This window comes from Patulibacter minatonensis DSM 18081, assembly GCF_000519325.1.
Classification (GTDB): domain Bacteria; phylum Actinomycetota; class Thermoleophilia; order Solirubrobacterales; family Solirubrobacteraceae; genus Patulibacter; species Patulibacter minatonensis.
The window spans coordinates 716443-736206 of sequence record NZ_KI912613.1; the positions used below are offsets into that span (position 1 = coordinate 716443).

Genomic DNA, 19764 nt, shown 5'->3' on the forward strand with positions numbered 1-19764 from the left:
GACTGGGCGCATGCCCAAGCTCCTGCCCGCCGACGAGGCGTTCCTGACCACCGCGCCGGCCATCTACGCCGAGACGTTCGACATCGCCCTCCCGGCGTCGGAGGTCTGGGCGCAGATCACGGCGGACGATCCGCTCGCGTGGTGCAGCCTGCTGAAGGGCCGGTGGACGTCGGAGCGCCCGTTCGGCGTCGGCACCACCCGACAGATGCGGGTCGCGGGCCTCGCGAAGGTGCAGGAGCACTTCTTCGTGTGGGAGGAGGGCCGTCGGAAGGCGTTCTACCTGACCTCCGCGAACGTCCCGGTCTTCGAGCGCCTCGCGGAGGACTACGTCGTCGAGCCCGCCGGCGACGACCGCTGCACGTTCACGTGGACGATCGCGGTCGAGCCGTCGGCGATCGGGAAGGCCGGCGGTCCGCTGAACAGCTTCCTCTTCGGCCGTTGCTTCAAGGACACGCGGAAGCACTTCCCGAAGCCCTAGCGCCCCCGGACGCAGCGACGCCCGGGACGTCTCGTCCCGGGCGCAGATCCGCCGTGCGTCCTTGCCCGCCGGCGACGGTGCGCGAACGGCCCGTCACATCGGCCGGAACGGGCGCCCTACTTCACGACCTCGTTGGGCGAGTCGTCCCGCTTGACCTCCTTGTAGCCGCTGGCGGTGTTGCTCGGATCCACGAGACCACCCGGCTTGCGGTAGATGTTCTGCGTCTCCTTCGTGATCTTCGCCAGCGGGCTGTTCTCGCCGTTGAGCAGCGGCCTGAGGATGTCGGACGCACCCGTGGGCAAGGCCGTCAAGGCCGTCTGGAGGTCGAACACGCAGTTGCAGCGCGCGGTCTTCCCCAGCTTGTCGAACGTGTAGGCGGAGCTCCAGTTCTCGACGAAGCTGATGACCTCGCGATCGTACGGCTTCGCGAAGCCCGTCATCGGGCCCAGCTCGCGGAGGAAACCCTCGGCCTTGGGGACCGTCGCCGTGCCGGTGTCCGCGAACGTCGGCAGCGTGGTGAGCGCCGGATTGACGTTCTTGAACAGCGCCGGCAGCGAGTCCGTCAGGCGCCGCGCACGCGCGGCGGTCGGGCGGAGCTTCGTCAGGACCGGCTTGAGGTCCTGCAACGCGACCTTCAGGTCGGTGACCGTCGGGGTGGACTTGTTCGCGAACGTCTGCAGGTTGGACACCGTCGAGCGCGCCTGACGGAGCGTCGGCGGGATCGCGGAGAACGCCTCGTACGCCGCCTGGTCCCGTGCGGCGACGGCGTTCACGGTGGTCCGCAGGCTGCTGGCCAGCGTCCGCAGGTCGCCGGTGCGGTTGGCGATGGCACCCATGACGACGCCGGTGTTGCCGACGAGCCGGGCGATCTGGCCGCGCTGCTTGTTCAGCACGTCCAGCAGGGCGGAGCCGTCCTCGGACAGCGGGGCGACGCGGTCGAACAGCTCGTTGATGTCCTGACCTCGACCCTTGGTCGAGTCGCCGAGCGCCTGGAAGTTCTTCGACACGTTCCGCCGGGTCTTCGGGTTCAGCGTGTTGAGGACCTTGTCGATCGGCACCGACTCCTTCTGTGCCGCGACCGTCAGCGTGCCACCGTCGGCGATCTGCGACGACTTCGCCGTACCGGGCGTGAGGTCGATGTAGTTCTCGCCGACGAGGGTCTTCTGGCGGACCAGGATCTTCGCGTCGCGGTAGATCGGCGCGTACTTCTTCTTGATCTCGAGGACCATCTTCACCCGGTTGTCGGGCGTGTTCTCGATGTCACCGACCTCGCCGATCTGCACCCCCGCCGCGCGGACGTCGGCGTGCTTGAGCACCTGCTGCGAGTCCGTGAGGATCGCGGTCACCTTGTACGGCTTCTCCTCGAGCGGCAGCTTGCCGCCGGCCGTCTTGTAGAAGTAGCCGAGGATCGCGAGACCGCCGACCAGGATCAGCAGCAGCACGAACGACTTCGCCGCCAGGTTCGGGGTCTTCATTACTTCTGCTCCTGACTCACCGCATCGCTACGCGACGGGATCGGGGTGAACGTGCCGTAGTTGGCCGTCGTGATCTGCTCGGGGTTGGAGAAGCACGGCTGCACGATCCCGAACTTGTCGAAGCCGGTCTTCTCCTGACCGTTGCCGACCGTCCCGCCGAGATCCACCGTCGCCAGGGCCCGGGCGTCGGCCGAGAGGCTGCCGTTCGGATCCTGCGCCCCGCCGTTGCCCGAGTACTTGAGCAGCGACGGGTAGCGCTCGGTGATCATCCCCACGGCGGGGAGGCACGGCTTGAGCAGGTCGGTGCCGTGATTGAGCTGCTTGAACTGTCCGACGAGCGGCGTCAACGCGGCTTGGCCGTTGGACGAGGTCCTGCGCAGCTCGCGGGCGAGCGGCCGCAGGGCCGTGACCGAGGGCCGCAACGAGCGGACCGGGGGCGTGGCCTCGGTGGAGAACGCCGACAGGCTGTCGAGGCCCGAGGGCAGCTGCTTTGCGACCGGCTTCAGCGACGTCAGCGCCTTGTCCAGCGGGTCCGTCGTCGCCCGGAGGTTCGCGAACGTCGCCTGCGCGTTCTGCAACGTGCCCGGCAGCTGGGCGATGGTGGAGTTCAGCGTCGAGCTGTGCTGGGCCAGCTCGCCGAGGATCTTGCCACCGTTGGTCACGAAGCCGGAGATCTGCTGGTTGCGCGTCGCCAGGGTCGTTGTCAGGTCACCGAGATTGCTGATCAGGCGGGCGGTGTTCTTCTTGCGCTCCTGCAGGGCGTCACCCAGGTTGGCGGCGGCCCGCAGGAACGGGGCGAGCTCCTCGAAGCCCTCGCGCAACTTCTGGCCGCGATCGCGGGTGCCGGCACCGAGCTGCGTCAGCAGCTGCGAGAACCGCGCCCGCGTGTCGTCGTCCAGCACGTTCAGCACGCGGCCGGTCTCGACCTGCGACTTGGTGTTGGCCTGCGACAGGATCTGGTCCTTGCCCAGCTCCGGCTTGTCCTTGCTGCCACGGGAGAGGATGTCGACGTACTCGTCCTCGAGGGCCGTGACCGGCCGGATGACGATCTTCGCGTCCGTGTGGAGCGGGGCGTACTTCTTCTCGAGGTTGATGGTCATGACGGCGCGGCCGTCCTTGAGCTCGGTGTCCTTCACCGACCCGGCCTTCACGCCGGCGATCCGCAGCTCGACGCGGCCCGGGGTGATCCCCTTCACGCTCTCGAACCCGACCTTGTACGGCTTGTAGGAGACCCACGGCTTGTCGCCGGCCAGGTTCGTGACGACCTGGACCGCCGCGAAGATGCCCGCGAAGATCAGGAGGACGAAGAGGAGCGTCGGACCTGCAGCTCGCTTGAGCTCCAGGATGATCCGGTCGCGTCCGGCACTGCTGCTCCGGTCGGTCATCGCCCGGCCTCCGTCTTGGACTTCGCGTTCTTCTCACTCGTCTTGACGACGCTCTTCAGGAGCGAGTCGAGGTCGCCGGCGTTCTTCACGAACGCCTTCGACTTCGACTGCGCGACCGTCGGATTCTCGATGGAGACGTCCGTCGGGGCCACACCCGTGAGCAGGCCGGCGAAGATGCGCGTCAACCCGTCGCACTGGATCTTCTTGTCGAGCGGGACCGTCGGATCGGTCAGCAGCGTCGTGCACGGCGAGATGGCGGGGATCGAGCCGTCACCTGCGCCGGCCTCGAAGTTCGCCGTCGTCGTGATCGTGTCGGCCTTGCCGACCGCGCTGTTGATCGAGGCAAGCGCCGGCCCGATCATCGTGTAGTTCCTCCTGCCCGAGTCGACGCCCTTGGTCCGCAGCCACGGCAGGATCGGGTAGACGGCGTCATCGAGCACCGGGTTGGCGGTCGCCATCAGGTTGTTCCCGGAGGTGGTCAGCTTCAGCAGGTCCTGGACCGCGGGCTTCAGGGCACGAACCGTCGGCTTGGCGTCTGCCAGGAGCGGGGTCGCTGCCGTCAGGAGCGTGCGGGCGTTGTCCGCGGTGCCCGGGAGCTTCCGAACGCCGGGACGCAGTTGCTGGGCGACCGGGTCGAGCGTGTCGAGCGTCTGCCGCAGGCGCGCCATCGTCAGTCGTGTCTCGGACAGGGCGCCCGGGGCGGTGCTGAGCGTGGACTGGAGGTCCTGCGATCGCGCGGCCGTCACGCCGAGCGCGACGTTCCCGTTGTCGATCAGGTTGCCGAGCTCGACCTCGCTCTTCGCCAAGGCGCCGAAGACACGGCTGGTGCCGACGATCATCTTCTGGAGGTCGCCGTCCTGCTGTCCGCGCAGGGAGTTCAGTCCGGCGCCGAGCTTGTTGACCGCGGGACCGAGGTTCTTGACGGTCTCCTTGTAGGCCTTGGCAGAGCCGAAGCCCTTGTCGAACTCGGTGATGATCGTCTTGACGGCCTTCTGTCCGTCGGCGTCGAGCGGGTCGAGCGCCTGGTCGAGCTCGGTCTGCGTCGTGGTGCGCGACGTCGGGATGGGGTCGGACTCGGCGAGCTTCGGCGCGCTGTTCGAGCCGGGCTGGAGGTCGACGTAGAGGTTGCGTCCGAGGACCGTCCGCCAGCGGAAGTCCGCCCGGGCGTCCTGGTGGACCGTGACGCCCTTGCCCTTCTCGACGAGCATCGTCACCTTCACGCCGCGCCCGTCGGGGCCGCGCTCGATCTTCGTGACGCTCCCGACGTCGACGCCCTTCACCCGGACCGGCGTCGTGCCCTTGCGGATGTTGATGCCGTTGGTCACGTAGGCCGTGATCTTCTGCCCGGACTTGCCGAAGCCCTGGTAGGCGGGCCGCGCGTAGAGGACGACCAGCAGGATCACGACCAGCACCACGAAGATCGCGCCGTTGCGGATGTTCTTCGGCTTGTGCTGACCGGGCCGGATCTCGAACATGCCGCGTCCGCCGCGGCGCTTGTTTCCACGAGAGCTCATCGGACGAACGGGAAGGTCGGGGAGTAGGTCAGGCCCGCGGCGGACTCGGCGACCCGTGCGCCGGCCGGACCGGCCTCACCGTGCCCGTCCACGCAGGGACCGGGGTACGGGATCGAGCTGGCGCCACCGGTACGCGGCACGCCGTCGTTCGAGGCGCCGGCGATCAGGTCGAGCGGGTTCTCCGTGACGGTGAACCGCACCGTATTGGACGCGCCGTCGCGGTACTTCAGCCACTCCGACCATCCGTTGAAGGTCGCCGGGATCGCACAGGCGTGCTGTGCGAGCCTGTTGAGGATCGGCCGGACGTCGTCGATCGGCTTGTTGATCCGGGGCAGCTGGGGCTGGACCGTCTGGAGCAACGACACCGTCGGGTCGACCGCGCCCTTGGCGAGGTTCAGGGTGGTCTTGGCCTGCCGGAGCGCCGGTCGGGCGCCCTTGGCGAGACGGGTGGTCTCGCGCAGCGCGGCCGGGGCCTGCTGCAGCGCCGGCCGGCCGTCGCGGGCCAGGCCGTCGACCGCCGCGACGAGGCGGTCGATCTGCGGCAGTTGGTTGCGCAGCTGGTTCATCGTGGCCGGGGTCTCCTGGAGCGTCTCTTTGATGCCGGTGTCACCGAACGGCTTCAGCGCCTTCTGCGCGGGCTCCGCCAGGGCGGCGATGTCCTTGCTCGCCCCGTCGAAGGCCCCGACGCCACCCGCGGTGTTGCGGATGAACCTGGCGGTGATGCCCGCCCGGTCGTTCAGCGGCTTGGCCAGCGTCTGCACGTCCTTGAGGAGCGGCGTCAGCTTGCGGAGGGCGAGGTTGATGCTGTCGCCATTGCCGTCGGCGCCCTCGCCCAACTCGTTCAGGAAGGTCTGCGCCTTCGTGCGCGTCGTCGGGTCGAGCGTGCCGAGGACCTGGTCCAGCGCCACGTTCGGCGTCTGGTTGGTGGTCTTCAGGAGCCCGCCGTCGGGGAGGTCGGTGCCCTTCGTCCCCGGGATGATCTCGAGGTAGCGGACACCGACGGCGGAGCGCAGGCGGACCTGGAGCTTGGAGTCGCTCTTCAGCGGCCCGAACTTCTTGTCGATCCGGATGTCGACGAGCGCCTTGCCGTCCTTCACGCGCGGCTTGAGGATCTGGCCGGCGCGCAGGCCGCCGATCCTGACCTCGTAGTGGTTCGACAGGTTGTCGGCCTGGGTGAACTCGGCCTTCAGGTTGTAGTACTGCCGACCCGGGACGGTCTCCGCCGCCCGATAGCCGATCGCCGACGCGACCGCCAGGATCACGATCGCGATCCCGCCGATCAGCAGCGTGCTGCCGCGCCCGCGGCGCCGACCGGCGGCGCGGCGGCCCGGGGTTCTCACCGTACGAGGGCTCATGGCTTCAGGAGGTTGTTGAGGAGACCCGAGACGCCACCGGCGCCCGGCTGATCTTTCGTCCCGGCGTTGCCGCCGAGCAGACCCGAGACCCCGTCGACGAGACCGCCGAGGAGACCCTTGTCCTGGGTGGACGTGGCGGGACTACTCCCCGTCGTCGTCGGGTTCGATGTCGTCGGGGGCGGCGTCGCAGCCCGTTGCTGCGGAGCCGGGGTCTTCGTCGTCGGCGCCGACTTCGTCTGGGTCTTGCCGGACTTCGGGGTCGTGTTGTCCGTCTGCGTCCCGCCGATGTCGGGGCGGTTCAGGAGCGACTGGAAGATCGACTTGACGGTCGAGGAGTTGATCGCGAGCGCCACCTTCGCCTGACGGCCGAGACGATCGCCGGTCTTCAGCCACAACCCGAGCTGCTGCACCATCCAGAGCGCGTCCTCGAAGGACCGCTCGTCGAACTTGTCGAGCGTCGGCTTGAGGTCCGACGAGAACTGCTTGACGTTCGCCAGGGTCGGCGTCAGCGCCTGGAGCGGCGGGGTCGCCTTCTTCCCGAGCTTCGTCAGCGACGGAGCGGCGGACTTGGCGGCCTTCAGGCTCTGGCGGGCCGACTCCTCGAAGCCTGGGAGGGCCTCGAGCGTGTCCTTCAGCGGACCGGCGGTCCGCTGCAGGTCGACCGACGCCGGGCGCAGGTCCGTGGAGGCGATGCGCAGCCTGCTGAGCGTCGTGTTCAGTGCCGCGAGGCCGGCCGGCGCGGAATCCAGCGTGGCGCCGAGCTCCTCGCGACGGGTCGCGAGGCTGCCAAGGGTGTCCTGGGCCTGCGTGATGAGGTCGGCCAGCTGGTCCCGCTTCGGGCTCACGGTCGCGGTGAGCGAGTCGCCGCGGGCCAGGAGGGTCTTGAGCGACGCGTCCTCCGTGTTGATCTCGGACACGAGCTGCCGCGCGTCGTCCAGCGACGCGGGCATGGCGTCCAGCAGCTTCGCGAGGTCCTTGCCCTGGTCGCCCAGCGCGATGCCGAACTCGTTGACCAGCACCTTGATGCGGGTCCGCGTGTCGCCGTCGAACGTGTTGATCACGTCGTCGAGCTCGACCGGCAGCTTGACCTTCGACTCCGCGATCTGGAAGCCCTTGGGCGCCGGATCCTTGAGGTTGCCGACCTCGAGGGCGACGTAGCGCTCACCGAGGAGGTCGGTCGGCCGGATCTTGATCGACGCGTCCTTCCCGATCGGCCAGGCGTCCTTGTCGAGCTTCATCTTCACGATCGCGGTGTCGCGACCCGTGATCTTCAGGTCCTCGACGCTCCCGCCCGGGACGCCGCCGATCTTCACCGACGAGTGCTTGCGCAGACCGCCGGCGTTCGGCATCTCCGCGGTGATCGTCCGGTCGTCGTTGCCCTTGGTGAGCAGCAGGAACGCTGCGATCACCACGACCGCCACCAGGGCGCCCGTCACCACCTTGCGGGGGTTCACTTGATCACCTCAGAATCCTTCGACGGGTCCAGGACGTCTGGAGTGATCCCGCACTGGGGCTGCCAGATCGGCTTGCCGACGCCGTAGCCGGCGGGGCGCGGGTAGGCGTACTTCTTGCCCGTGAGAGCCACGAACGCGCCCGGATCGACCGGGTTGGAGTGCAACGAGAACGCGGACGCGTTGACGCGGGCGCGGATGCCGTGCTGACGCCAGAACCCGTTCTCGTCCTTCCGCCCGTGGTACGGGTACGGCCCGCCGACGGCCTTCGCGTCCGCGTCGTCGTTCGGGTCCACGCGGATGTACGACGATGCCCAGCTGCCGAAGCCGCCGAGTGCGCTGATGATGTCCGGGGTGTACGGCCGCACGCAGTCGAGCATCGGTGTGGCCTCCTTCGTCACGCGGCCCACCTTGTTCAGGAACGGCGTGCCATTGGTGAGGAGAGTGTTGAGCTCGGGCGCGACCTTGGTCGTCGTCCGCACGGTCGAGAGCGCCGCGGGGACGATCGAGGACAGGTTCTGCAGCGCGGGCGTCGCGGCCTTGGCGAGCGGGCGGATCTTCTTCGCGCCCGGCTTCAGGTCGTCGACGAGCTGCTGGAGGCCGCCGAGGCTGCCGTCCACGCGCCGGAGGGTCGTGCGGGTCTCGCCGAGCGCCGACGGGATGCCGTCGAGCGTCTGCTGGACCTGCGTCGACCGGGCGGCGAACGCCTGGAAGGTGCGGGAGGACACGGTGACGAGGTCCTGGACCTGCCCCGAGCGGGCGGCGAGGATCTTCGTCAGGCGGTCGGCGTTCGTGATCAGGCCGGACAGCGCGACGCTGTCGCCGCCGAGGTCCTTGAGGAACCCGTCGATCTGCTTGAGGCCCTCGGGCGTGGAGGCGAGCGAGTCGTTGGTGTCCTGCTCGGACCCCGACAGCGCCCGGTCCATCTTCTGCGTCAGGTCCGTGACGGACTGCCGCGTCTTGCCGTTGAGCGTGTTGAGCACCGCGTCGATGTCGACCGCGGGACGCGTGTCCTTCGTGGCGATGATGCCGCCCTCGGGGAGGTCCTTGCCGCCCTTCGGCCCGAGCTGCAGGTCGACGCGCCTGGTACCGGAACCGATCGTGGTGCCGTACCGGGAGGTCGCCGTCGTGCCCTGCGGGATCGGCCAGTAGTCGTCCGAGATGCCCATCTCGACGACCGCGCGGCCGTCCTTGTACTCGACGTCGGAGATCTTGCCGGCGTCACGGCCGTCGATCGCGACGTCCTGACCCGGGCGGAGGTTGAAGGCGGTCGGGAACGCCGCCTTGATGTGGTGCGGCTCTGACCGGGTCCCGATGACCCAGATCACGAACCACACGAGGACGGCAGCGCCGATGATGGACCACGGGTGGCCGACGAGCCACCGGCCGCCTCGCACCGCGGGATTTGGGCCGCGCCGGCCCGACGCCTGGGCTCGAACCTTGGTGCGGTTCGGGCCCAGCTTGCGCAGGGGCGTACGCGTGTTGTCCTGATCAGACACGACTGTTCAGCCTCCGACGGGCAGCTTGGAATCGGCGCCCCAGAAGAGGATCGTGAAGCCCTCGTTGAGCACCATCGTCAGGATCAGCGCGACGACCATCGATCTCGCGGTCGCCTCACCGACCCCCACGGGACCGCCCTTGGCGTTGATCCCGTAATACATCGCCGCGATCACGATCGCGACCCACATCACCAACGTCTTCAGATAACTGAAGATCACGCTCGGTGCGTCAGTGAACGCCCAGTGCACCGATTCCCATGCTCCTCGGGAGATCTCGCCGATCTGGAACAAGATGACGAACACCTCACCGAGGTAGAACAGCACCAGACCACTGATGAAGATCGGCAGCGACACGAGGATGTTCGCCAAGAGGCGGGTGCCGACGAGGTAGCGCATCGGGTTGATCCCCAGCGACTCCATCGCGTCGATCTCCTCGTTGATCCGCATCGATCCCAGCTCGGCGACGTAGCCGCAACCGATCTTCGCGCCGATCATGTACGCGAACATGAACGGTGTCGCCTCACGCACCGGACAGATCGCCGAGAACACCCCGGCATACGACGAGGCGCCGTAGCCGCGGAGGACGTAGACGGCTTCGTTGCCGCACGTCAGTCCGAACGTGAACTGCATCGCCCACAACACCATCGCGGACCCGGTGATGAGCAGCGCGACCTGCCGCATCATCTCCGCGGAGTACCGCAGCGTGCCGCGCAGCTCCAGGAACGACCGGCCCGCGAACGCACCGATCTGGCCGGCCTCCACGAGGATGTTGCGGACCGGATCGACGAACCCGCCGGCGAAGCGCTCCAGACCGGTCGGGGTGCCCTTGCGGCCCGCCCCTGCGGGCTGGTACGGCGCGGGAGAGTTTCCAGCTTCCATAGCTCTCAGCCCCTAACGGAGTGTCGCGGTCTCCGGGAACGCACCAAGAAGCAGCGAGTTCAGGAGATAGTTGTAGATGTAGATCGCCGAGAACGAGATCACGACGGCCTGGTTGACGGCCTTGCCGACACCAGCCGCGCCACCCTTGGCGTTCATGCCCTTGTAACAGCAGACCACGGCGATGATGAACCCGAACGTCAGGACCTTCAGCGTGTTGAACACGACCTCAGCGATCGTGAAGTTCGACGCGAACGTCGACGTGTACCCCGCGACCGTCTCGTCCCACACCAGGATGTTCGCCAACAGCTGCCCGATGATCGAAACAGCCGTGTTCCAGTAGTTGAACATCACCGTCATCACCCCGAGGGCGATGAACCGCGGGACGAGCAGGACCTTCACGAGGTCGGTACCGAGCACCGCGAGGGCGTCGAGCTCGTCACGAACCTTGCGGGCACCGAGGTCCGCGCAGATCGCCGTGCCGGCGACACCCGCGACGACCATCCCGTTGATCCACGTCGCCAGCTCACGCACCGACGCCATCACCGAGAACGCACCCAGACGATCCGTCGTCGCAAGCGTCGACAACAGCGAACCACCCGAGATACCAGGCGCGCCATACGCGAACACCAGCGTGCAGAACAAGCACGGCAAGAACGCCTTCTTCGTCACCAACCACGACTGCTCGATGAACTCGCCACCCCAGTTGTACGGCGGCGAGATCGCAGACTTCATCACCTGCAACGTCAACAACGTCATCCCGGTGAGCTGCTCCACCCAGCCAAGCGGGCCAGGCAGACCCTTCGGCGGCTTCGGCGCCTCACGCAGGCCACCTGGGAGGGTGCCGCGCTCGCGCGTCGTTCCGGGACCGATTCCGGTCGTCGTCGACATCAGATGGTCCCTCCGTTCAAGATCGTCATGCGCAGGTGAGTCCTCGTGTTCTGAAACGGGTCGTGTGACCGGTTTCGCACTGAGGGATGACCGTACGGGGACGTCCAGGGGGAAGCCATCCTCCCGAGGACCAGTCTCTCTCCTCCTCGATGCCTGGACATTCAGGAACGGCTTATGGCCGGAATTGGCCACATCGACAAAGGCAATCCCCCGACGGATATGTGTTTGTCCTCCTTCCTGCCTGAGTTTGGCCGTCTTGCTCGGAGGTCGTGTCCAGCGGCTTCGCGCTGCCTCGGCGTCCAGGAGGCCCGCCGCCTCTCCCCGTGGGACCCCCTCCTCCCCCCCTTCGACGGATCCCGTTCGCGGGACCGCGGGGGGCCCTGGGACCCGTTCCGGGACGTCCGCCCGGCCCGGACGTCGTCGGTCTCCGCCGCGCGCCGCGGGTGTCGCGACGCCGGCCGTGGCCCAGGCGACGGCCCGGACCATCGAGCACCCCGCCGCCCACCGAACTCGACGCCATCAGGCACCCTCGATCCCACCCGATCTACCCGAACGTCGACCTGAGGTTGATGGTTCTGGTGGTGGGGGGACGGAGACCGGGCGCCGCTGCACCGTGGCCCCGATCGCCGGTCACGTGTCGTCCCGCTCGAGATACCGACCGATCGCCTCGGCGCGGTTGACGGCACCCACCGCGCGGAGGATCGCGCTGACGTGACTCTTCACCGTCGGCACACCGACGACGAGGCGCTCGGCGATCTGCGCGTTCGACATGCCGAGGAGCATGAGGTCGAGCGTCTGCCGCTGGCGCGGGGTGAGCTCTGCCGGCGCCCGGGCATCCGTCCCGCTCGCGGATCTGCTCCGCACGACACCACCGCCGGCGGGCCGACCGAACGAGGCCTGCGCCGTGGACCGCTCGTCGTCGGGCCCGCGTTCGCCGACGGTCTCGCGCAGGCGTTCGACCGTGCGGTCGACGCTCAGCAGTCGCTCGTGCATCTCGAGCATCTCGAAGGCGTGCCCCAGCGCGCGGCCCATCCGCTCGACCGCCGCCACGTCCTCCGGCGTCGGCGCGGCCCCGTCGAACTCGGCGCGGAACAGCCCGCGGGCCCGTCCCCCGATGAACGTCGGGGCGATCACGCTCGCGGGGCGTGCCGCTCGGCCCTCCGCGGCCGCGATCGCCTCCACGACCGTCGGGCTGGCGGTGATGAACGCGGTCCGCTCGGCGGTGAGCTCGGCGAGGGCCGTCGGCAGGACGTCCGGCGCCGTCCGTCCGTCCCCCGACCCGCGGTCGGCCTCCCGGATCGGGGTCCACGTCCCGTCGTCGACGATGCCGACGGAGACCCGCGCCGCGCCGCACGCGTCGCACATGATCGGCGCGAGACGGTCCATGAGCTCTGCCACGCTCGCGCAGGCCCGGAGCTCCAGCAACCCGCGCTCGAACCCGTCGCGCCGGGCGACCGCCGCATCGCGGCCGGCCGCCCTGACCCGGTCGTCGAGGGCATCGGTGCGCGCCAGCAGGGACGACAGGGCGGCCCGGTCCGCCGGCGGGAGCTCCCCGCCCAGGGCCGCGGCGAGCCGCCCTCCCGCCGCGAGGAGCGCCGGCCCGCCGGACGCCGTGGCGACGTCCGGGGCGGGCAGCTCCCCCGGCTCCCCGGGGACGGCGGCCTCGACCTCGGCGAGCAGCCGGGCGACGGCCGCCCCGAGCCCGGTCGGCGCCGGGTCAGGCACCCTGCATCCCCTCCAGCCTGAGGAACCGCGCGACGGCCGCGCTCCGGCTCGTGACGTGCAGCTTGCGCAGGATGGTGCGCATGTGGCTCTTGACCGTCTCCTCGGAGACGGTCAGGCGCTGCGCGACGCCCGCGTTCGTCGCCCCGTGCGCCACGAGCTCCAGGATCTCGCGCTCGCGGGGGGTCAGCAGCGAGTCCCGCCGGGGCGCCACGGCGTTCCTCCGCGCGCCGCCGGGGTCGACGACCTCGAGCGCGACGTCGAACGCCGGGGCGCGCGTCCGGACGATCGCGGCGCGAGCGGCGTCCAGCTCGGCCTCGATGCGCCCCGTGCGGAGCGCGAGGGTCTCCTCGCTCGTCGCCCGGTCCAGGAGCCAGGCGAACAGCGTCGAGAACTCCGCGACGACCGCGCGGTCGTCGTCGTTCGCGCCCCGGCGCTGACCGATGCGGTCCGCGTGCAGGAGCCCGATCGCCTCGTTGCCGGGCACGATCGCCGCGCAGACGTACCCGGACGAGCCCGTGGCCTCGAGGATCGGCCGGAAGGTGCGCTTCTCGAGCGTCGCCCCCTCGACCAGCGCCGACGACCGCCGGCGCACCACCTCGGTCTCGGCCAGGGTGTTGCCGAGCGGGATCTCGTCGCCCTCGTCGAGGTACGCCTCGAGCCGCTGGGGGTCGGGGGCGACCGCGGGATCGGTGTGCAGGACGAGCGGGATCCATCGCGACCCGCGGACGGCCGAGGCGAGGACCCGGCTGAACCCCCCGACGACGCAGAGGAGCTCGACCGCCGCCGACACGAGGGCCGACGCCGGGCTCGTGGCGCGCAGCGTCTCCGTCGCGTCGCGCATCGCGTCGCGGACCACCGCGCGGACCTCGACGTCGGTCGCGTCCGCCGCGACGCGCTCGTCGAGCAGCCGCCCGTGGCGCGCGGACCACCGGTCCGGCCGGTCGGACGTCGCCAGCCCGGCCCGGCAGGCGGCCAGTGCCGCGTCCAGCTCCACCCGGTGCGTCGCGGGGAGGGTCCTGCGCACGGCGATGGCGTCCGCGCGCTCGCGGCGGCTCCGCACGAGCAGGTCGTCGACGGTGCGCGGGGTGTGCGCCGCGTGCGGGTCTGACGCGTCCGGGCCGGGATCCGTGGTGTCGCTGGGGGTGGTCATGCGGTGGTCCGGGCGCGGCGGGCGCTCGGCCGCCGCTCGCGGGACCGGACGTCCGCACGGTAGTCGGACGGCCGACCACCGCCGTCACCCGGCGGAGAGATCCGCCCCGCCCATGGGGGGTCAGGATGGCAGGCCGCCCGAGTGCCCGGGACGGCCTGCGGACCCGAGCCGCGTCCGGACGACACCACCCGCTCCTGCGGGAGGAGGCCCCTCCCCCCTGCAGGGCATCGATCTCCTCCCTTCGGGGGCTGCCGCAGCATCGAACCGCATGTCGCGGCGCCACGCAGCACGCGCTCCCGACCTCCGTCTCGACGCTCAGCGCGCGTGAAACTCCTGCACAACGTCGTACACTCGGCCGACGCGACGCCCCGCGCCGGCCGGAGCACAGGGAGGAGCCCGTCGCACCCCCCCTCCCCCCTGCCGATCGGCAGGCATGACTACCAAAGGGGGGTGCACACCCCTCCCCGGTCGGACGTCACGGACGCCGTGCGCCCCTAGGTTCGTGCTGACGGCACCCCGCGCCCAGGTTCGGGGGCCGCCGTGTGTGAGATCGCAACCCCTCGCGACGACCTCCGGGATCCACCTTGACCACGACCACGAAGCCCGCCTCCCTCACCGCAGGCGCCACGAAGGACCGGCAATTCGCCGTCGCGCTCCGGCAGGCGGCCGAGGACCTCCTCCGAGCCGACACCGCGGACCAGGACGCCGACCAGGCCCGGCGCCTGATCGACGCGATGGACGCCACGCTCGATCGTCTGGGGACGACGCTCCTCTCGGTCCCGCTCGCGCCGCGCGCGTCGGCCGACCTCGCCGAGGAGATGATGGCGACCGGCGAGCTCCAGTCCCGGCTGCGCCGCCACGTCTCCGACCTCCGCCTGCACGTCCTGCGCCGCACGTACGAGTCGCTCGCGCGGATCAGGTCCGCGTCGTCGGTCGCCGAGCTCACGCGGATCGTCCCCGTCGAGCTGTGCTCCGCCTGCGGGTTCGACCGCGGGGTGATCTCGAGCGTCAACGGCTCCACGTGGGTGCCGTCGTCGCTCCACATCGCGGCGGGCGGGCACACCGACGCCGCCCGTCGCCTGCAGGAGCGGATCGGCCGCCTCCAGATCCCGCTCCGGCCGCCGCTGATCGAGGCCGAGCTCGTGCGCCGCGGGACCGCGGTCCTCGTCGACGACATCGACTCCGGCGAGCGGACCTACGAGCCGCTGATGGAGCTCGCGGACACGCAGGCCTACGTCGTCGCACCGATGACGATCGGCGGCCGGGTCGTGGGGTTCCTGCACGCCGACGCCAACTGGACCCGCCGCCCCCTGACCGAGGCCGACGTCGACAACATCCGCACGTTCGCGGCCGGCGTCGCGCTGGCGATCGAGCGGGCCGTGCTCCGCGAGCGCCTGGCCACGCAGCGCCGCAGGGTCACCGAGTCCTTCGACTCGACCACCGCCTCGATCGCGGACCTCTCCGAGGCCGACATCCGGCTCACCCGCCGCCTCGAGCGGCGCGAGCCCGACTCCGCGTCCGCCGCCGGCGGCATGGCGCGGATCGCCACGATCGACGCGGACGTCGCCCGCGACTCCCAGATCCACGGCATGCTCACCCCAAGGGAGCGCGACGTCCTCGAGCGTCTCGCCCGGGGGGCGACGAACGGCCAGATCGCCGACGAGCTCGTCGTCTGCGTCAGCACCGTCAAGTCGCACGTCAAGCACATCCTGCGCAAGCTGAAGGCGACGAACCGCGCCGAGGCGGTGTCCCGGTACATGCGCCTCGCCGACGACCAGCGGGTGGCGTCGTGAGCACCGTCGCGACGACGTCCCGCAGCACCCCGGCGCCGACGAGCGCCGTCGGCTGGCGCCGGCGGGAGGTCGAGCTCGCCGCCCGCGCGACCGAGCTCCACGGCGCCGCCGTCGAGATCCTCGGCGCCGACGCCGACGGGATGCCGGCCCTCGACGAGGCGCGGCCGTGGCGGACCGCGAGCGTGGTCACCGGCATGCTGCGGAGCTGCATCGAGGCGATGCGCAGCGCGCCGCAGCCGGACGAGCCCGAGGTCCACGCCGTCTGCCTCGTCGTCCCGGACCTCCAGCGCCTGGCCTCGGAGATCATCGAGCACAACGTCCACCTCCGCGGCCGCCGCCTGGCCGAGTGCGAGGACGGGCTCTCCCGCCTGCAGTCGCTGCCGTCCTCGGGCGACCTGATCGACCAGACGTGCGAGGTCCTCGCGCGGCGCTGCGGGTTCGGCCGGGCGATGCTCTCCCGCGTCGAGGGCGACAGCTGGCGCCCCTGGACGGGCCACTTCGCCGCCGACGGGTCGGTGCCGCCGTGGTTCCACGACTGGGTCAACCGGAAGATCCCGCTGGGGACCGACTCGATCGAGTCGCAGACCGTGCGGGAGCGGACGCCCGCCATCGCGCACGCCACGGTGTCGGGCTCGGTGCTCGGCTCGCTCCTGATCGACGCGAGCGGCGCGCGGTCGTACGTGGTCGCCCCGATCCTCGAGGGCGACGAGGTCGTCGGACTGCTGCACGCCGACCACCACCCGACGGACCGCCCGGTCGACGAGACCGACCGCAGCGTGCTCGAGCGCTACGCCGAGGGGTTCGCCCAGGTGTACGAGCGCGCCGTGCTCGCCGAGCGGCTCGACGACCAGCGCGACCGCGTCCGCGAGGCCCTCACCGCGACCAAGCGGATGATGGACGAGCTCAGCGCGTCGCCGATCACCCTCGGCGCGCCCGGTCAGGACCTCGCGACCCGCCCGATCGGTCCCGGGGCGCCCGCCGCGCCCGACCCGGCCTCGTTCGACGGGCTCACGCCGCGTGAGCGGGACGTGCTCGACCTGATGCTCACCGGTGCCGGCAACCACGCGATCGCGGAGCAGCTGGTGATCGCGCCGGGGACCGTGAAGTTCCACGTGCAGAACATCCTGCGCAAGCTCGGCGCCGTGAACCGCGCGCAGGCGATCGCGTCCTGCCTGAACCTCCACCCCGCACAGCAGGGCTGAGCGGGTCGGGCCGTGAACGGGTCCCGGGACCTGCGCACCGTGCTCGACGCCAGGCACCGGTGCGTGTCGGAGACGCTCTTCGGGGAGTCCGGGGGTCCGGCCGCCGGGGACCTCCACGAGCTCGGCAGCACACTGGCCCCGGTCGTCACGGGCTCGTTCCGCGGTCAGTGGTGGTGCGCGTGCCCGCCGCCCGCGAGCGCCGCGGTCGGCAGCCGCCCGACGAGGACCGCCGCCAGCGCCGTCGACAGCGGGACCGAGAGGACGAGCGCCGCGCTGCCGACCAGGGTCGAGACGATCGGCTCGGCCAGGCTCGCGTCGTTGATCGCGTCGCCGAACGACACGCCGTTGGCGGACGCCACGAGCAGCAGCGGGAGGGTCGCCCCGGCGTACGCGAGGACGAGGGTGTGGATCGTGGCGGCCAGGTGGTCGCGGCCGACGACGAACGCCTCGCGGTAGAGGGCCCGGGGCTGCAGCGCCGCGTTCGCGCGGTGCAGCGCGGCGACCGTCGACACCTGCGAGACGACGGTGTCGGTGAGCACGCCGAGCGCGCCGATCACCATGCCGGCGAGCAGGATCCCCTGGAGCGGCAGCTGCCCGCCGTTCTGCAGCGCGAAGCCGCCGAGGTCGCCTTCCTTGCCGTCGAGCCCCGCGAGGTCCGACCAGAGCGTCCCGAGGAGCCCCGCGGCGAGCAGCGACACGCCGATGCCCGTCACCGCCGCCAGGCTCTGCGCGGTCACCCCGTAGGTCAGCCCGGTGGTCACGAACATCACCGCCAGCGCGCCGACCGTCGCCACCAGGAGCGGCGGGTGCCCGTGGAGGATCGCCGGGACGAGCCAGAGGATCACGAGCGACAGGCTGAGCGCGGTGCCGACGAGCGCCAGCAGCCCGCGACCGCGCGCGACCACCGCCCCGAGGACGCCGAAGAGGATCGCGAGCCAGAGGAGCGGCGTCCGGCGGTCGACCCCGGAGAACGCGTAGACGGGCTCGCGGGCGCCGGACGAGGCGGACGTCCCGGGATCGTCCGCCGCGGTCGTGCCGGCGTCCCCGGCGTCACCCGGCGCCCCGGACGGGGCCCGCGTCGCCGGCGCCGTCTGGTCCGCCATCCGCACCCGTTGCCCACGGTCGAGCTCCGGACTGACCTCCGCGGGGCCGAGGACGACGTCGACGACCAGCCCGTCGTCCCGGCCCTCGTCGATCCGGACCTTCGCCGTCCGGCACCGCTGGTCGGTCGGCCCGCCGCAGGAGGCGGTGGCGACGGACTCGACCGTTCCGGCGACCGTCCGGACGCCGGCGCCCTGGACCGTCGGCCGCTCCCCGGACGGCCGCAGCGCCACCAGACCGACGACGGTGAGGAGCGCGACGAGGACGACGACGCCGACGAGGACCCGGCCCGGACGCGTGGAGACGATGGTGCGGAGCGCGGCGGCGCGCGGGCGGTCGGGCATCCCCGCTGGCTACGACGCCCGCGGTCGCGACCCTTCCGAGAATGGTTCTCATTCAGTCGACTGCAGCACCGCGTCGAGGCGCAGGGCGACGAGCAGCTCGGTCCGCCGGTGCGCCAGGACCGCGGGCAGCACGGACTCGGCGCGCCGGACGTGCTGCCGGACCGTGTTCTCGTGGACCCCGAGCGCCGCGGCCGCCGCGGCCTGGCTGCCGCAGGAGAGCCACGCGAGCAGCGAGCGCCGGACGCGGACGTCGTGCGGGTCCTCGCCTGCCAGGGGGCCGAGCTCCTCCGCGACGAAGTTCCGGGCCTGCCCCTCGTCGCGCAGCAGCAGGGCCTCGAGCCGCACGTCGGCGTACCAGCACGTGCAGGTGTCCCCGGTGGCCTCGACGACGACGCGGCGGACCCGCCGCGCCAGCAGCGCCTGGACCCGCGACCGCCGGAAGCCGTCGACGCCGCCGCCCGGCTCGCCGACCGCGACCGAGCCGGCGATCGTCGCGAGGTGCGCCCGGAGGCGGCCCATCGGCTCGTCCGCGAACCCGTCCGGGCGGCCGAGCCAGAGGACCCACGCACCGTCCTCCTCGTCGCGGACCGTCGTGGCGGTGGCGCCGGCGGCCTCGGCGATGCGGGCCGCAAGAGTCTCCCGGGGCACGCGGCCCTCCGGCTCGACCAGGACGGCGAGGTGCTCGGCGCCCAGCCGGTAGCCGAGCGTGGTGTCCCACCGCGGGTCGGCGGGGCCGTCGTCGGCGAGGAGCTCGTCGAGGACCGCCCGGCGCAGGTCGTCGACGCGACGCACCATGCTCGCCCGCGTCGCCTCGTAGCACGGGACGACGACCCCGAGCACGCGGTCGACGTACGCGAACAGCAGCCGTCCGGGCTCGCCGACGAGCGCCTGGAGGTCCTCCGGCCCCGGCGCCGCGACGGTGACCTCCTCGACCCAGGCGTCCCACAGCCGTCCCGCGCCGAGCCAGTAGGTGCGCTCCAGCGCGCTCAGCGGGATCCGGGCCTCCGCGGTCGCCCGCGCGAAGCCGAGCGCGTGGTCGGGCGAGACGTCCTCCAGCGTCGTCCGGCCGGCCCAGAGGTCGAGGATGGCCTCCACGTTCTCGCGGACGCACGACTGCAGGAGCGACCGGAACGCCGGGTCCTCCCCGCGCTCGGGGTAGACCTCGCGGGCGATCCCGGCGGCGATGGCGGCCGCGAGCGTCGCGGGCCGCATGGCGACGGTGACGGTCGCGGCGGAGGTGCTCGCGGACGGGGCGCGATCCAGGAGGTCCGTTCGCGCGTGCACGAGCAGACGCTACGCCCTCGGGACCCCCCGGGGCGATCTCTGATTCCACCAACGGGCCGCCGAACCGTTCTCCGCATCCGCCAACGGCGTGGGAATCCGACATCCGGAGGCGCCCCGAACCCGGCGATCCGACACGCGGATGTCGCTGTCCGCCTGGGACGGTCGCGGCAGTCCGGAGCCCCGCGCCGCCTTCTCGCGGCCGGGTCGTCCCGGAGGAGACCGAGCCCCGGGAGGGTCCGAG

15 protein-coding genes are annotated in these 19764 nt (G+C 71.2%); 3 read left to right on the plus strand and 12 right to left on the minus strand.

Going from position 1 to position 19764, the window contains the following annotated elements:
- Nucleotides 1-10 precede the first annotated feature (10 nt).
- Entirely contained in the window at nucleotides 11-478 is a 468-nt protein-coding gene (locus PATMI_RS0103395; protein ID WP_026909851.1) for an SRPBCC family protein, read from the plus strand.
- A gap of 116 nt (nucleotides 479-594) precedes the next feature.
- On the opposite strand, the gene PATMI_RS0103400 is transcribed toward PATMI_RS0103395, so the two are convergent.
- The 10 genes from PATMI_RS0103400 to PATMI_RS27080 form a co-directional block, all read right to left on the minus strand.
- A complete protein-coding gene (locus PATMI_RS0103400) occupies nucleotides 595-1953 on the minus strand; it encodes an MlaD family protein (protein WP_026909852.1) in 1359 nt (452 codons plus the stop codon).
- Complete coding sequence (locus PATMI_RS0103405) at nucleotides 1953-3338, minus strand: MlaD family protein (protein WP_026909853.1); 1386 nt, start codon at nucleotides 3336-3338, stop codon at nucleotides 1953-1955. Before PATMI_RS0103405 ends, PATMI_RS0103400 begins: the two co-directional genes overlap by 1 nt.
- Entirely contained in the window at nucleotides 3335-4852 is a 1518-nt protein-coding gene (locus PATMI_RS0103410) for an MlaD family protein (protein WP_084269599.1), read from the minus strand. The genes PATMI_RS0103405 and PATMI_RS0103410 overlap by 4 nt, the downstream gene beginning before the upstream one ends.
- The gene (locus PATMI_RS0103415) at nucleotides 4849-6207 is read right to left on the minus strand and encodes an MlaD family protein (protein WP_084269601.1); all 1359 of its coding nucleotides are present in this window, start codon (nucleotides 6205-6207) and stop codon (nucleotides 4849-4851) included. Before PATMI_RS0103415 ends, PATMI_RS0103410 begins: the two co-directional genes overlap by 4 nt.
- Nucleotides 6204-7661, minus strand: a complete 1458-nt coding sequence (locus PATMI_RS0103420; protein ID WP_026909856.1) for an MlaD family protein — start codon at nucleotides 7659-7661, stop codon at nucleotides 6204-6206. The genes PATMI_RS0103415 and PATMI_RS0103420 overlap by 4 nt, the downstream gene beginning before the upstream one ends.
- Nucleotides 7658-9157 (minus strand): MlaD family protein, encoded by a 1500-nt coding sequence (locus PATMI_RS0103425; protein ID WP_157260594.1) that lies wholly within the window; start codon nucleotides 9155-9157, stop codon nucleotides 7658-7660. The genes PATMI_RS0103420 and PATMI_RS0103425 overlap by 4 nt, the downstream gene beginning before the upstream one ends.
- Nucleotides 9158-9163: 6 nt before the next feature.
- Entirely contained in the window at nucleotides 9164-10036 is an 873-nt protein-coding gene (locus tag PATMI_RS0103430; protein WP_026909858.1) for an MlaE family ABC transporter permease, read from the minus strand.
- A gap of 12 nt (nucleotides 10037-10048) precedes the next feature.
- Nucleotides 10049-10810, minus strand: coding sequence for an MlaE family ABC transporter permease (locus PATMI_RS0103435; RefSeq protein WP_245604070.1), 762 nt, complete (start codon nucleotides 10808-10810; stop codon nucleotides 10049-10051).
- Between the two features lie 744 nt (nucleotides 10811-11554).
- The gene (locus PATMI_RS33810; RefSeq protein ID WP_026909860.1) at nucleotides 11555-12649 is read right to left on the minus strand and encodes a helix-turn-helix transcriptional regulator; all 1095 of its coding nucleotides are present in this window, start codon (nucleotides 12647-12649) and stop codon (nucleotides 11555-11557) included.
- Nucleotides 12642-13799, minus strand: a complete 1158-nt coding sequence (locus PATMI_RS27080; RefSeq protein ID WP_051471003.1) for a helix-turn-helix transcriptional regulator — start codon at nucleotides 13797-13799, stop codon at nucleotides 12642-12644. Before PATMI_RS27080 ends, PATMI_RS33810 begins: the two co-directional genes overlap by 8 nt.
- A 584-nt stretch (nucleotides 13800-14383) precedes the next feature.
- Between PATMI_RS27080 and PATMI_RS27085 the strand changes: the two genes are divergently transcribed.
- Both PATMI_RS27085 and PATMI_RS0103455 read left to right on the plus strand, forming a co-directional pair.
- Entirely contained in the window at nucleotides 14384-15592 is a 1209-nt protein-coding gene (locus tag PATMI_RS27085; protein ID WP_051471004.1) for a LuxR C-terminal-related transcriptional regulator, read from the plus strand.
- The gene (locus tag PATMI_RS0103455) at nucleotides 15589-16794 is read left to right on the plus strand and encodes a LuxR C-terminal-related transcriptional regulator (protein WP_026909861.1); all 1206 of its coding nucleotides are present in this window, start codon (nucleotides 15589-15591) and stop codon (nucleotides 16792-16794) included. Before PATMI_RS27085 ends, PATMI_RS0103455 begins: the two co-directional genes overlap by 4 nt.
- A gap of 164 nt (nucleotides 16795-16958) precedes the next feature.
- On the opposite strand, the gene PATMI_RS33815 is transcribed toward PATMI_RS0103455, so the two are convergent.
- Nucleotides 16959-18239 carry a YibE/F family protein gene (locus PATMI_RS33815; RefSeq protein ID WP_051471005.1) on the minus strand — a complete coding sequence of 427 codons (1281 nt, stop codon included), beginning with the start codon at nucleotides 18237-18239 and terminating at the stop codon, nucleotides 16959-16961.
- Nucleotides 18240-18287: 48 nt separating this feature from the next.
- Nucleotides 18288-19523 (minus strand): PucR family transcriptional regulator, encoded by a 1236-nt coding sequence (locus tag PATMI_RS0103465; protein ID WP_026909862.1) that lies wholly within the window; start codon nucleotides 19521-19523, stop codon nucleotides 18288-18290.
- Between the last annotated feature and the right edge of the window lie 241 nt (nucleotides 19524-19764).